Annotated in this window: 16 protein-coding genes and 1 pseudogene; 15 read left to right on the top strand and 2 right to left on the bottom strand. The window is 61.9% G+C overall.

The genetic code is table 11. The annotated features are described in order from the left end of the window. The 15 genes and pseudogenes from MF410_RS35240 to MF410_RS35165 all read left to right on the top strand — a co-directional run bounded on the left by MF410_RS35240 (position 1) and on the right by MF410_RS35165 (position 11,593). On the top strand, positions 1–1,350 hold the full coding sequence (locus MF410_RS35240; RefSeq protein ID WP_239621458.1) for an LLM class flavin-dependent oxidoreductase: 1,350 nt from the start codon (positions 1–3) through the stop codon (positions 1,348–1,350). Positions 1,351–1,367: 17 nt separating this feature from the next. Then, on the top strand, positions 1,368–2,567 hold the full coding sequence (locus tag MF410_RS35235) for a M20 aminoacylase family protein (protein WP_239621457.1): 1,200 nt from the start codon (positions 1,368–1,370) through the stop codon (positions 2,565–2,567). Further along, on the top strand, positions 2,564–3,121 hold the full coding sequence (locus MF410_RS35230; protein ID WP_222134895.1) for a GNAT family N-acetyltransferase: 558 nt from the start codon (positions 2,564–2,566) through the stop codon (positions 3,119–3,121). Before MF410_RS35235 ends, MF410_RS35230 begins: the two co-directional genes overlap by 4 nt. A 37-nt stretch (positions 3,122–3,158) precedes the next feature. Continuing rightward, positions 3,159–4,934: an amino acid ABC transporter permease/ATP-binding protein gene (locus MF410_RS36735; protein WP_275593063.1), complete on the top strand. Its 1,776-nt coding sequence runs from the start codon at positions 3,159–3,161 to the stop codon at positions 4,932–4,934. 92 nt (positions 4,935–5,026) lie between these two features. Further along, positions 5,027–5,971: an ABC transporter substrate-binding protein gene (locus tag MF410_RS35215; RefSeq protein WP_239621456.1), complete on the top strand. Its 945-nt coding sequence runs from the start codon at positions 5,027–5,029 to the stop codon at positions 5,969–5,971. 68 nt (positions 5,972–6,039) lie between these two features. Then, positions 6,040–6,975: an ABC transporter substrate-binding protein gene (locus MF410_RS35210; RefSeq protein ID WP_222134897.1), complete on the top strand. Its 936-nt coding sequence runs from the start codon at positions 6,040–6,042 to the stop codon at positions 6,973–6,975. A 7-nt stretch (positions 6,976–6,982) separates the two neighbouring features. Continuing rightward, a pseudogene (locus MF410_RS35205) lies at positions 6,983–8,019 on the top strand (LLM class flavin-dependent oxidoreductase). Between the two features lie 55 nt (positions 8,020–8,074). Then, positions 8,075–8,671, top strand: a complete 597-nt coding sequence (locus MF410_RS35200) for a DsbA family protein (protein ID WP_239621455.1) — start codon at positions 8,075–8,077, stop codon at positions 8,669–8,671. Positions 8,672–8,783: 112 nt separating this feature from the next. Further along, on the top strand, positions 8,784–9,344 hold the full coding sequence (msuE, locus tag MF410_RS35195; RefSeq protein WP_222134900.1) for an FMN reductase: 561 nt from the start codon (positions 8,784–8,786) through the stop codon (positions 9,342–9,344). Between the two features lie 11 nt (positions 9,345–9,355). Further along, positions 9,356–9,553 carry a hypothetical protein gene (locus tag MF410_RS35190; protein ID WP_097626308.1) on the top strand — a complete coding sequence of 66 codons (198 nt, stop codon included), beginning with the start codon at positions 9,356–9,358 and terminating at the stop codon, positions 9,551–9,553. A gap of 34 nt (positions 9,554–9,587) precedes the next feature. Beyond that, positions 9,588–9,755 (top strand): hypothetical protein, encoded by a 168-nt coding sequence (locus MF410_RS35185; RefSeq protein WP_165503926.1) that lies wholly within the window; start codon positions 9,588–9,590, stop codon positions 9,753–9,755. A gap of 13 nt (positions 9,756–9,768) precedes the next feature. After that, positions 9,769–9,921: a hypothetical protein gene (locus MF410_RS35180; RefSeq protein WP_222134901.1), complete on the top strand. Its 153-nt coding sequence runs from the start codon at positions 9,769–9,771 to the stop codon at positions 9,919–9,921. Then, positions 9,918–10,499, top strand: coding sequence for an alpha/beta fold hydrolase (locus tag MF410_RS35175; RefSeq protein ID WP_097626307.1), 582 nt, complete (start codon positions 9,918–9,920; stop codon positions 10,497–10,499). Before MF410_RS35180 ends, MF410_RS35175 begins: the two co-directional genes overlap by 4 nt. 11 nt (positions 10,500–10,510) lie before the next feature. Beyond that, a complete protein-coding gene (locus MF410_RS35170; protein WP_097626306.1) occupies positions 10,511–10,819 on the top strand; it encodes a hypothetical protein in 309 nt (102 codons plus the stop codon). 57 nt (positions 10,820–10,876) lie between these two features. Continuing rightward, positions 10,877–11,593, top strand: a complete 717-nt coding sequence (locus MF410_RS35165; RefSeq protein ID WP_239621454.1) for a gamma-glutamylcyclotransferase — start codon at positions 10,877–10,879, stop codon at positions 11,591–11,593. 58 nt (positions 11,594–11,651) lie between these two features. On the opposite strand, the gene MF410_RS35160 is transcribed toward MF410_RS35165, so the two are convergent. Continuing rightward, the gene (locus MF410_RS35160) at positions 11,652–12,506 is read right to left on the bottom strand and encodes an ABC transporter permease subunit (RefSeq protein WP_097626305.1); all 855 of its coding nucleotides are present in this window, start codon (positions 12,504–12,506) and stop codon (positions 11,652–11,654) included. Next, complete coding sequence (locus MF410_RS35155) at positions 12,503–13,291, bottom strand: ABC transporter ATP-binding protein (RefSeq protein WP_097626304.1); 789 nt, start codon at positions 13,289–13,291, stop codon at positions 12,503–12,505. Before MF410_RS35155 ends, MF410_RS35160 begins: the two co-directional genes overlap by 4 nt. Positions 13,292–13,304: the final 13 nt, after the last annotated feature.

Below are 13,304 nucleotides of genomic sequence, written 5' to 3'. Positions count from 1 at the left end.
ATGGCTCAGAAACACGTCACGTTCGGCATCATGCTGCAGGGTCCCGGCGGTCACATGAATGCCTGGAAGCATCCAAGCGGACCAGCCGATGCCAGCGTCAATTTCGACTTCTTCGTCAAGACGGCGCGCAAGGCGGAGGCGGCCGGCATCGCCTTCGCCTTCGTCGCCGACGGGCTCTATATCAACGAGCAGTCGATCCCGCATTTCCTCAATCGGTTCGAGCCGATCGCCATTCTCTCGGCGCTTGCGGCCTCGACTTCGAAAATCGGCCTCGTCGGCACAGTCTCGACCTCCTATAGCGATCCCTTCACCATCGCGCGCCAGTTCGCTTCGATCGATCTCATCAGCGGCGGCCGGGCAGGGTGGAACGCGGTGACCTCGCCGCTCGAGGGTTCGGGGCGCAATTACAGCCGAGAACATCCCGAACATGAACTGCGCTACGAGATCGCCGAGGACTATATCGATGCGATCAAGGGCCTGTGGGATTCCTGGGATGACGACGCCTTCGTCCGCAATCGCGAAACCGGCGTCTATGCCGATAAGACCAGGATGCACCGCCTCAACCACATGGGCCGCTTTTTCCGCATAGAAGGACCACTCAACATCGGCCGCTCGAAGCAGGGGCAACCGGTGGTCTTCCAGGCCGGCGCTTCGGACTCCGGCGTCAGGCTTGCCGGCAAGCATGCAGACGCCGTCTTTACCAATGGCGGGCCGTTCGAGGAGGCGCAGGCCTTCTATCGGCAGCTGAAGGACAGCGTGATTGCGCATGGGCGCCCGGCGGCCGAAGTCGGCATTTATCCCGGCATCGGCCCGATCGTCGGCAAGACGGCCGAAGAAGCGGAAGCCAAATATCAGGCGATCCGCAATCTCGTCACGATCGAAGAGGCGCTCCTCTATCTCGGCCGCTTCTTCGATCACCATGATTTCAGCGTCTACCCGCTCGATGAGGCTTTCCCTGAACTCGGCGATATCGGCAGGAATAATTTCCGTGCCACCACCGACCGGATCAAAAGAACGGCGCGGGAAAAAGGCCTGACGCTCCGCCAGGTCGCGCTCGATTCCGCGACGCCCCGCACGGCCTTCATCGGGACGGCGGAACATATCGCCAACGAGATCATCCGCTGGGTGGACCATGGCGCTGCCGATGGCTTTATCCTCGGCTTCCCCATTATCGCCGAAGGCTTCGCCGACTTCGCCGAACATGTCCTGCCGATCCTCACGGCGCGCGGTTATTTCGATCCGGTCCTGAGGGGCGAGACGCTGCGCGATCATCTAGGCCTGCCCTTCCGGGAAAGCCGCTATGCGGCCGGCGCCGATCAGCTCGATCAGGGAAGGGCTGTCGGCGCCTGAGGCGCCGGCGAACCGCCATGGACACTATCGCTCGGAACCCGCGCAGCAACGATCCGGTCGAGAAGGGCATCGCCGCCTATCTCGACGAGATCATCGCCCTTCGCCACGATCTGCATCAATATCCGGAGCTTGCCTTCCAGGAACTCAGGACCAGCAAGCTCGTGGCCTCCCGCCTTTCCTCCTGGGGCTATGAGGTGGCGACGGGCATTGCCGGCACCGGCCTCGTCGCCAACCTCAGGCGCGGCGAAGGCAAGAAGCGCATCGGCATTCGCGCCGACATGGATGCGCTGCCGATCGAGGAGGCGACCGGTCTTGCCTATGCCAGCAGCAATCCCGGCGTCATGCATGCCTGCGGCCATGACGGTCATACCGCGATCCTGCTGGCTGCTGCCCGCTATCTCGCAGAGAGCGGTCATTTCAGCGGCACGTTGAGGCTGATCTTCCAGCCCGCCGAGGAAATCGGCGCCGGTGCCCGCGAGATGATCTCGGAAGGCCTGTTCGAACGCTTCCCCGTCGATGCGGTCTTCGGCCTGCACAACTGGCCGGGTGTGCCGACGGGCCAATTCGGTTTCGTCGCCGGCCCGGCCATGGCCTCGGTCGATCAGGCGGTGGTCAAAATCGTCGGCAAGGGCGGGCATGGCGCGGAGCCGCACCGTGCCGTCGATCCGGTGCTTGCTTCCGCCTCCTTCATCACCGCGCTGCAAAGCGTCGTCTCGCGCAATGTCGATCCGCAGGATATGGCGGTTGCCACCGTCGGCTCGATCCATGCCGGCTCCGCCTCCAATGTCATCCCCGAGAGCGTGGAGATGAAGCTCACCATGCGGGCCTTCAGCGAGACGGTTCGCCAGTTGCTCCAGGCGCGCATTCCAGCCCTTGCCCGCGCCCAGGCCGAAAGCTTCGGCGCGGTGGGGGAGGTGAACTACCGGCTCGGTTTTCCGGCGCTGGTCAACCACGCCAAGGAAACGGCATTTGCCCGGGATGTCGCCTATAACGCGCTTGGCCTTGCGGCGATCGAAAAGGATTTCCGCCCGCGAACAGCGAGTGAGGATTTTGCCTTCATGCTGCAGGCAAATCCCGGCAGCTATCTCTTCGTCGGGAATGGCGACAGCGCGCCTCTCCACAGCGCCCACTACAATTTCAACGACGCGATCATCGCGCCCGCCGCCCGCTACTGGGTGCGGCTCGCCGAGACCTTCCTCACTGATGACAACGGGTGATGAACGATATGAGCGATACGTTTCTCTATACCAGCCCTCTCGACCCGCGCGCCAAGCCGCTGATCGATGAATTGATCTACGAATACGACAGCCGTTACGGCAACTATTTCAATGCCGAAGGTGCTGCGGCCGAGCTCAACCGTTATCCTCCTGAGGCTTTTGCGCCGCCTCAGGGCAACTTTCTCCTGTTGATCCGTGATGGTGAAACCATCGGCGGTGGTGCCTTCAAGAATTATGACGACCGCACGGCCGAGTTCAAACGCATCTGGACGCGCTCCGATCTGCGCCGTCAGGGCTTTGCCCGCAAGGTGCTGGTGGAGCTGGAGGCTCAGGCCGCTCGCCAGGGCTATTCCCGCATCTATCTGACGACCGGCTTTCGCCAGCCCGAGGCCGTCGGCCTCTATCTGAACTACGGCTACACCGCTCTCTTCGACACATCCGCCGATCCCGAGATCTACAAGAGCCTGCCCTTCGAGAAGGACATCACTCATTTCGCTGAGCCTGCGCACGAAGATGCCGAACCGCGCCTGCGCGTGGCCGGTGCAAATTTTTGAAAACGGCAAAGACCGACAATCATAAAAGGGAAGCACAATGGCACTGACGACGGATTTCGCCGACATCGACGCCGGTAGCAGGGCGGCAGAATCGAAGGATCATTCCCGTTACCGCATCGTGCCGGCGCGCCATCCGGGCCGCCTGGCAGGCACGATCTTTGCCGCCCTCGTCATCATTGCCGTGCTCTATTCCATCTTCACCAATCCGCGCTGGGGTTGGAGCGTCTTCGCCGAATGGTTCTTTGCCGAACCGGTGCTCGTCGGTCTCGGCAGGACGCTGCTTTTGACCGTACTTGCCGCCATATCCGGCTCCATCCTCGGAACGGCCCTGGCGCTTGCCCGCGTTTCCAAGTCGCCGCTGCTCTCCGGCCTTTCCTGGGGCTATATCTGGCTGCTGCGCTCGATCCCGGTCATCGTGCTGCTGCTAATCCTGAACAATCTCGGCTACCTCTATGAGACGATCAAGATCGGCATTCCCTTCACCGATACAGTCTTCCTCGACTATCCCACCGTGCAGCTGCTGACGCCCTTTGCCGCCGCCTTTCTCGGCCTGACGCTCAACCAATCGGCCTTCTTCGCCGAGATCGTGCGCGGCGGTATTCTCTCGGTGGATCACGGACAGTTGGAGGCCGGCGCAGCACTCGGTCTGCCGCGCCGCCGCCAGGCCTTCCGCATCGTGCTGCCGCAGGCCATGCGCTCGATCCTGCCGACTGGCTTCAACGAACTCATCGGACTGGCGAAGAGCACCTCCATGGTCTACGTGCTGGCGCTGCCGGAGCTCTTCTATACGGTCCAGGTGATCTACCGCCGCAATCTGGAAGTCATTCCGCTGCTGATGGTCGCGACCGTCTGGTATCTGATCATCATGACGGTGCTGTCGATCGCTCAGCGCTATATCGAACGCTACTTCTCGAAAGGCGCCGTGCGCAATCCGACGCCGTTGCCCTTTCAGTCATTTTTCGAGCGTTTCCGCCGTCCGCTGCCTGTCCTCGATACGGTGACCGACACCGTGCGCAAGATCGGTTTCCAGGATGCGGCGACGCTGCGGGCCGCAGGAGGCGCGGTGCGCATTCACGGCATTTCCAAAAGCTTCGGCTCGCTGAAAGTGCTCGATGATGTCGAGCTCAGCCTTCCCGCCGGCAGCGTGACCGCCATCCTCGGTCCGTCCGGCTCGGGCAAATCGACGCTTCTGCGCGCTATCAACCACCTGGAGCGTGTCGATGAGGGGTTCATCTCGGTCGACGGCGATTTCGTCGGCTACAGCAGGAAGGGCGACACGCTCTACGAGCTCAAGGAGAAGGATATCCTCAAACGCCGCGCCGATATCGGCATGGTCTTCCAGAGCTTCAATCTCTTTCCGCATCTGACCGTGCTCGAAAACCTCATCGAGGCGCCGATCCAGGTTCGCGGCATCGGCCGTGAGGACGCGGTGCAACTGGCGCAGGAGCTGCTGGCGCGCATCGGCCTCAGCGACAAGGTCAACGCCTATCCGCGCCAGCTTTCCGGCGGCCAGCAGCAGCGTGTGGCGATCGCCCGCGCACTGGCGCTCCGCCCGAAGGTACTGCTCTTCGACGAGCCGACCTCGGCGCTCGATCCGGAGCTCGTCGGCGAAGTGCTCGACGTCATCCAGGAACTTGCCCGCACCGGCACGACGCTCGTCATCGTCACCCATGAGGTCGGTTTTGCCCGCGAAGTCGCCGACACGGTCGTCTTCATGGAAAGCGGCCGCATCCTGGAGGCTGGCCCGCCGGCCCGCATCTTCGCACAAGCGGAACATCCCCGTACGCGGGAATTCCTCGCCAAGGTTCTCTAGCGCCTGACAGCGCTGGCGAAATGCCGGGCTGCGACGGGCTGCTCCGGCCGAATAACAATAACCACAACCTAAAGATGAAATGGAGAAGGGGCATGACATTTACAGATAGGGCAAGGCTTCTGATAGCGGGAGCCGTCACTATTGCCGCGATCGGTTTCGGTTCCGCTCAGGCGCAGCAGAAGTTCGATCTCAGCCCCGAGCAGCCCAACCGGCTGCGGGTGGAAAAGAACGAGAAGCGCATTGCCGAAGTCAAGGACTTCAAGTTCGTCGAAAATGGCGTCTTCACCGTCGGCATCAGCTCGAGCGGCAATCTGCCGCTACATGATTATGCCTCCGATTCCAAGACGGTTATCGGTAACGACGTCGATCTGGCGCAGGCCATTGCCGACAGCCTGGGCCTGAAGCTCGAATTGGTTTCCGTTGCCTGGGCCGATTGGCCTCTGGGGCTGACCTCCGGAAAGTTTGACGCCGTAATCTCCAACGTGACCGTCACGGAAGAGCGCAAGCAGAAATTCGACTTTTCGACCTATCGCAAGGACGAGCTTGGCTTCTACGTCAAGGCCGACAGCCCGATCACCGCGATCAAGCAGCCGAAGGATATTGCCGGCCTGAAGGTCATCACCGATGCCGGCACCAACCAGGAGAAGATCCTGCTGGAATGGGACCGCCAGAACGTCGCCGCCGGCCTGAAGCCCATCGAGGTGCAATATTATGACGACGACGCGGTCAAGGATCTGGCCGTTCAGTCCGGCAGGGCCGACACCGTCTTCAGCGTGAACGCGACGCAAGCCTATTCGGCGGGGATCAACGGCAAGACCAAGCTCGTCGGCACCGTCAGCGGCGGTTGGCCGATCACGGCCGAAATTGCCGTCACCACACGCAAGGGCAGCGGCCTGGCAGCGCCCTTGACCGATGTCGTCAACGACCTGATCGCCAGCGGCGCCTATCGGAAGATCCTCGATAGGTGGAACCTCGGTCCTGAGGCGATCGACAAGGCCCAGACCAACCCGCCGGGCCTGCCGAAGAGCGGCTCCTGATCGATCACTATTGGGCCGGCGGCAATGCTGCCGGCCTTTCCTGCCTGACAATTTGGAGATTGAAGACGATGATTGCCTTTCCGGCATTCCGGACCCTAATGATCGCCGCCATGGCGTCGGCCCTTTCCTTCGGCGCAACCCATGCAGCCGAGGATTTCGACCTCAGTCCGGAACAACCGGGCCGGCTTCACGCCGCCAAGAACGATGCGGCGATTGCCGCAATCCCCAAGGATTTCAAGTTCGTCACGTCAGGCAAGTTCACCATCGCCGTCAGCCCGGGCGGTCCGCCGCTTGCCACCTATGCCACCGACGCCAAGACCGTGGTCGGGGCAGATCCCGATTATGCCTATGCCATCGCCGAGAGCCTCGGCCTGACGCTGGAGATCGTGCCCGTCGCCTGGATCGACTGGCCGCTTGGCCTCGTCTCGGGCAAGTATGATGCCGTCATTTCGAACGTCGGCGTCACCGAGCAGCGCAAGGAAAAGTTCGATTTCTCCACCTACCGCCAGGGCTTGCATGGCTTCTTCGTGAAATCCGACAGCCCTGTGACCTCGATCAAGGAGCCCAAGGATGCGGCGGGCCTCAGGATCATTGTCGGGGCCGGGACCAATCAGGAGCGTATCCTGGTCAAATGGAGCGAGGAGGATGTCGCCGCGGGCCTGAAAGCGATCGAGCTGCAATATTACGACGACGAGGCAGCAAGCCTTCTCGCGCTGCGTTCCGGCCGGGCCGATGTCATCGTCCAGCCGCATGCACAGCTCGTCTTCATCGCCGCGCGCGACAAGAATATCAAGCGCGTCGGCACGCTGAGTGCCGGCTGGCCGGATCGCTCGGACGTCGCGATCACCACCCGCAAGGGAAGCGGGCTTGCCGATGCGCTGACTGTCGCCACCAATGGCCTGATCAAGGACGGCACCTACGCAAAAATCCTCGATCACTGGCATCTGTCCGAGGAAGCCTTGCCGGCATCCGAGACCAATCCGCCCGGCCTGCCGAAATACTGATCATCGGATGGCACGAGTGGGCAACATATCCATCAGCCATATCGGCTTTCTCACCCCCGGCAACTATCCCGACGACGATCCATTGTCGGGATTGGAGCAGACGCTCCAACAACTGCAATTTGGCGAGGAGCTGGGTTTCGACAGCGCCTGGGTCCGCCAGCGTCATCTTGAGCCGGGGATCTCTTCGGCGAGCGCCTTCCTGGCGGCGGCCACACAACGCACCAGCCGGATCGAACTCGGAACGGCGGTCATTCCGATCGGCTATGAGAGCCCCTATCGGCTGGCCGAAGACCTGGCCACGGTCGATATTCTCGCGCGCGGGCGCCTGAACATCGGTGTCAGCGCAGGCCGGCCGCTGCATGCCGAATTGATTGCCCCGCTCGTCTTCGACGGCGATTGGACCGGCCACGATGTCTCCCATGATCGCGTGCTGCGCTTTGCCGACAATTTGCGCGGCACCTATCTGGGCGACGAGCAGACGTTCATCAACACGCCCTTCGGCCCGCAGCGGCCGCGCCTGCAGCCCTATGCAAAGGGCCTGATCGACCGCATCTGGTATGGCGGCGGCTCGCAGCGCTCGGCCGGATGGGCCGGCCGCAATGGCTTCAATCTGTTGACCGGCAATGTGATAAGGGGGAGGGGACGGATGATTTCTTCGTTGCCCAATCGAGGTTGGTTGAAACCCACCGTGCCGCCGGACCTCAGCGCCGTATTGCGCTTGGCCGCGTTATCGTGCCTTTCGACAGCGCCGACAAGGCAACGCGCCGCCGTTACCGCGATTATGCCGAGAGCCGCCATGGGCGCACACTTTCGCCGCAAGGCGAGCGGCGCACCTTATTCGCGCGCGATGTCGTCGGCACCGCGGACGAGATCTTGGCGCAGCTTTATGCCGATCCGATCCTGCCTGAGGTCGGCGAGCTGAGGCTGGAGCTTCCTTACGAGTTTGAGCACGAGGAATACCGCCAGATCCTCTACGACTTCGTGACATCAATCGCACCCGAGCTCGGATGGAAAGCCCAGCCCCAAATTCGGGCCGCTTCCTGAAAAGGCGGAGGTCGAGTCGACGCCAGAAGCATCATCCCACGAGGAACATTCATCAGTGACCAAAAAGGTAGAATACTTCTTTTCGATCGGATCGCCCTGGTCCTACATCGGCTTCGACGCCTTCATCGAATTGGCGGCCAAGAACGACGTCGTCATCACGCCCTATCTGACGACGGTGGTCGAGGAAAATGGCGGCATCTTCTCGCGCAACCGTCCGGAGATCCGGCGCGCCTATTGGACGCGGGACCTAAAACGCTGGGCGCGCGTGCGCGGGAAGGAATTGCGGCTCGAACACCGCCCGGAGCTGAGCGATCCGACGACGGCCTCCCTTTTCGTGATCGCCGCCTATCTCGATGGGCAGGATTGGATCGGCGTCAGCAAGGCCTTGCAGCATGCCTTCTGGAGCGAGGCGAGGGATATCGGCAAACCCGATGTGCGCGAGGCGATCGTCACATCGGCAGGTTTCGATGGCGCAGCCCTTCTCAGGCGGCAACCCGACGAGGACGTCCAGAACAAGTGGTCGGCGGACCGCGTGCATGCGCGCGACAGCGGCGTTTTCGGTTTCCCCACCTATGTCCATGACGGCGAGATCTATTGGGGACAGGACAATCTGCCCTTCCTCGAGCGACATCTTCGCGGCGACAGACCGTAGGAAGATCACCAAGACGAATGTTTTTTCCGCCGAGCGTCAAAGGAGAGACGCTCATTCCTTTAATCCAGTAATTTTATAGACAATATTTGAGGCGATATAGAGAGGAAAAACCATGTCAGGTTTCAAACTCGTCGGCATCGCCGGCAGCTTCAACCGTCCATCGAAGACACTGGCGCTCGTTCGGCATGTCGCCGACCGCGCCAGCTACCGATACGGCTTTACCAGCAAGACCTATGATCTGCATGATCTCGGCCCGTCACTGGGCCACGCCTTGTGGCGCAAGGACCTCGATGAGCAGGCCGGGCGCGTCGTCGACGAGATCGTCAGGGCCGATGCCTTGATCATCGGCTCGCCGACTTACAAGGGCTCTTATCCCGGTCTGTTCAAACATTTGATCGATCTGATCGACCCGCAGGAACTTCGGGGCAAGCCGATCATCATTACCGCGACGGGCGGCGGCGACCGGCACGCGTTGATGGTCGAGCATCAGCTTCGGCCGCTATTCGGTTTTTTCATGGCCCATACGCTGCCGACGGCGGTTTATGCCTCTGACCGCGATTTCGCAAACTACGCGGTTTCATCGGAGGCGCTCTCGAACCGCATCAGCGAAGTGATCGGCGAGTTGGCAGCCTTCTTTCCTGAAGCAAGCCCGGCAATAGCGGCGGCGGAATAGGGATCGTCGCGATGGCCCGGTCTCAGGAGGCAGCAATGGACGATGCGGAGCGGCCGGGATCAGGCGAGCAATTGTGGAGCGTCTTTGAATTCGCCCGACGATATCGCCTCGCCAAGCGGGAAGAGAACCGCCTGTTGATGCTCTACGGACCGACTGCATCGTTTCGCGATCTTCTTGCCAATGCGCAACGTCATTCGCTGATTTCCTAACCGCCGAAGATATTGGTCCCGACAGGAGGTTTGTATGAAGCTTGATTTCTTTTTCCGGCTGAAACGAGTGATCGGCTACTTCCTCCAGCGCAAGGCGCGGAAGCCTGTAATCGGATTGTTTGCTCGTGACGAAGAGCGAGACCGGTCGGCCCGCGAATATGAACTCCATTATTGGGGTGCGATGCCCGGACTTTGGTATTGAGGAGGGCGGTGTGATGGCAATCGTCGTCGAGACCGGCCTCCGCCGGCGCGGCCCGAGAAGACCGGTAGGCAGCGTCATGCCGCAATTCAGGCATGCGGCGGGAATCTGCACGATCGTCGGTTCCTTCACGTTCCTCTTCGCCCTTGCGGTCGGGCGGATCCAATGAGTGCCGTCCTTATTCTTCCCGGACTTTTCGGCTCAGGAGAGGGGCATTGGCAACAGCACTGGCTGCAGGATCAGCCAGGCAGCCTTTGCGTCGCCCAGGACGACTGGGCTCATCCTGACCTCGACTCGTGGCTGGCGCGCCTGGAAGGCGTGCTCGAAGAGGCCGGTGAGGCCTATCTGGTTGCCCATAGTCTCGGATGCCTGCTCGCCGCCCGGCTGGCCGGGCGAAGTGTTGCCCGTCGGGTGAAGGGAGCGTTGCTCGTTGCTCCCTGCGATCTGCCGGCCACGGACATTCTGCACCCCGGGCATATCTCTTTCGGCGGCATGCCGACGGCGCCTCTGCCATTTCCGAGCATCGTTATCGGCAGCATGAACGACGCCTATATGGCGGTCGATCGACTGACCCTGTTTGGTCGCCTGTGGAAGGCCGAGACCAGGAATATCGGCCTTGCCGGCCACATCAATATCGCCAGCGGTTTTGGCCGCTGGCGAACCGGCTACCAGCTGTTGGATGCCTTGAAGATGCGCGCCGGCGATCGAAGGCGCAACGTTTTCGCGCGGCCGGCTTTCGCGCTGTGAATGGAAACGGAATGTCCGATCTCATCGACGATCTCCTGCGCCTCAGCGAAGATCCGAATGCTGACCCGAGGTGCCGGCGCCGGCAAACCATGGATCGATTGGTAGAGACGCTGCTTGCCATGGCTGATGCCGAAATTGGGCCTGAAGAGGTGCAACATCGTCATTCGATCATCCATTTGACGACAATCATCCGCGACATGACGGGCAGGATCGCAGAGGCCGACGATACGACATTTGCGGCGATCGTCAGGGAGGCCGCGATGCTGATCCGCAGCTTGCAGCGGCGCCGAGCCGATGCGGCCAGATTTACGGTGCATTGAAACGTGACCGGTCTTATCGCGCATAAGCAGCCCGGTATGCGACGAAGCGAGGTTCGGATGCTCAGCGCAACCAGGATGGCTCTCACGGACGAGCTCGTGTCGCTCAGCCTTCGCCCCGAGCGCGATCCCGGCCCGGAGCCGCACCGGACACCGCTGACCGAGATGGAGACGGAGATGTTTGCCAGGCGGCTGCTCCAGGAATCCGATGGCGCGCCGCTCTGGGTCTTCGCCTATGGATCATTGATATGGAAGCCGGACTTCGATGCCGTCGAGTGGCAGCGCGGCGCAGCAAGGGGTTGGCATCGGTCCTTCTGCCTTAAGATGACCCGCTGGCGGGGAAGCCGGGCGCAGCCCGGCCTCATGATGGCGCTTGATCGCGGCGGACGCTGCAACGGCATCCTCTACAGGCTTGCCGATGGGGATCGTCTTGGCCAGATTCGGCGGTTGATCCGCCGTGAGGTCGGCACGATCGAAGATGCCGCGACGGTTCGCTGGATTCCGGTTGAAACCGCACATGGCTTCGTGCGCGCCCTGGTCTTTTGGGCCGGCCCGAAGGGGGAGCGCGTTTCCCGCAAATTGCCGCTGGAGACGGTGGCGGCCGTGCTTGCCAGGGCCTGCGGACATATGGGCTCCTGCGCCGAATATCTTTATCTGACGGTCAAGCATCTGGAAGAACGCGGCATCCGCGATCGCAATTTGTGGCGGCTTCAGGAACTCGTCGCCGCCGAACTCCTGTCGATACACGGCTTCAGCGGGGTAACACAAAGCCGTTAAGTGCTGCGCGTCTTTTCAGACCCGCGGCGCTTTGAGGTTTTGAATTGGCTGCATTCCCTCAGAGCTTGCCTTTCCACGGCACAAGGTAGGTCTCCAGGAAACGGATGGCGGCCGAGAAGGTGAAGGCGCAGACCGCGATGATGCCGATGCCGACGAAGACGACGTCGGTTGCCAGGAACTGCGATGCCGACATGATCATGAAGCCAATCCCCCGCGTCGAGGCGATCAATTCGGCGGCGACCAGCGTGCCCCAGCCGACGCCGAGGGCAATGCGGATGCCGGTGAGGATTTCCGGCAGGGCGGAGGGCAGGACGATATCGATGAATAGCTGCAGCCGGCTCGCACCCAGCGAACGGGCGGCATTGACGCGCTCGATCGGCAGCGAACGGACGCCTGCCTGGGCCGAGAGGCAGATCGGCGCGAACATTGCCAGCACCAGGAGCGTGATCTTCGACGTTTCGCCGATGCCGAGCCAGATGATCATCAGCGGCAGGTAGGAGAGGGGCGGAAGCGGCCAGTAGAACTCGATCGGCGCATCGAGCACCCCTTTGGCCCAGCGGTTCAGGCCCATGAGCAATCCGAGCGGAATGCCGACGGAGATGGCGATCAGCGCTGCGACGACGATGCGGAACAGACTCGCGAGGATATGCTCGGAAAGCGATGCGCCGGCATAACCGTCACGATAGACGAGGCCGATCTGCGTCAGCACCTCGTCCGGCCGCGGCAGGAACAGGTGCGGCACGAGACCGAGCGCGGAGACGAGCCACCACAGCAGCAGAATCGCCAAGGCGGTAGCGACGCTGATCGCCATCGTGGATTTCTCGCCGGCGCCGAAACTTGCCATCTTCACCAGTTTGACCTGGCGGTCCTCTCTCCGCGCCGCGACCGGCGATCTCTGGACGATATCGCTCATGCGACGCTCCTCAAATCTTCGCTGCTGTGGAGAATGGCGCGTATCTCCTCGCGCAGCTCGGCAAATTGCGGCGAGGCCTTGATCGATCGTGCGTCGCCGGTTTCGGCGAAGCGGCTGATGAAATCGAGATCGAAGCGGGCGACAACGCGCCCCGGCCGAGGCGACATCACCAGAACCTGCGTGCCGAGAAACAGCGCCTCTTCGATCGAATGGGTGATGAAGAAAATCTTCTTCGCCGTCTTGTTCCAGACGGAAACCAGCAGTTCCTGCATCTGCTCGCGTGTCAGGCTGTCGAGCGCTCCGAACGGCTCGTCCATGAGCAGGATGTGCGGATTGGCTGCAAGGGCCCGGGCGATGCCGACCCGCTGGCGCATGCCGCCCGACAGTTCGTAGGGAAAGGCATTGGCGAATTCGTCGAGGCCGACGAGCCGGAGCAGTTCGAACGCGCGCGCCTGTCGCTCCTTGCGGTTGACGCCGGCAAATTTCAGTCCGAGCGCGACATTGTCGGCCACCGATTTCCAGGGCAGCAGCGAATCTTTCTGAAAGACGACGCCGCGATCGGCGCCCGGCCGTTCGACTGCGCGGCCATCAAGCGTGATCCGGCCATCCGACAGCGGAAGGAAACCGGCAATCGCGTTGAGAAGGGTTGATTTGCCGCATCCCGAGGCGCCGAGCGCGACGACGAAACCCCGTTCGGGGATATCGAAGGAGACGCGATCGAGCGCGTGGACGGTCCGCCCATCCCGAGCTGCAAAGAAAACGCTGGCGTGATCGACTTTAAGCATGGTCCGCTCGCTA

It is taken from the genome of Rhizobium sp. C104, from assembly GCF_022354505.1.
Taxonomy (GTDB): Bacteria; Pseudomonadota; Alphaproteobacteria; order Rhizobiales; family Rhizobiaceae; genus Rhizobium; species Rhizobium redzepovicii.
Note: the sequence above shows the minus strand (reverse complement) of the source record. Positions and strands in the feature narration are given on the sequence as shown.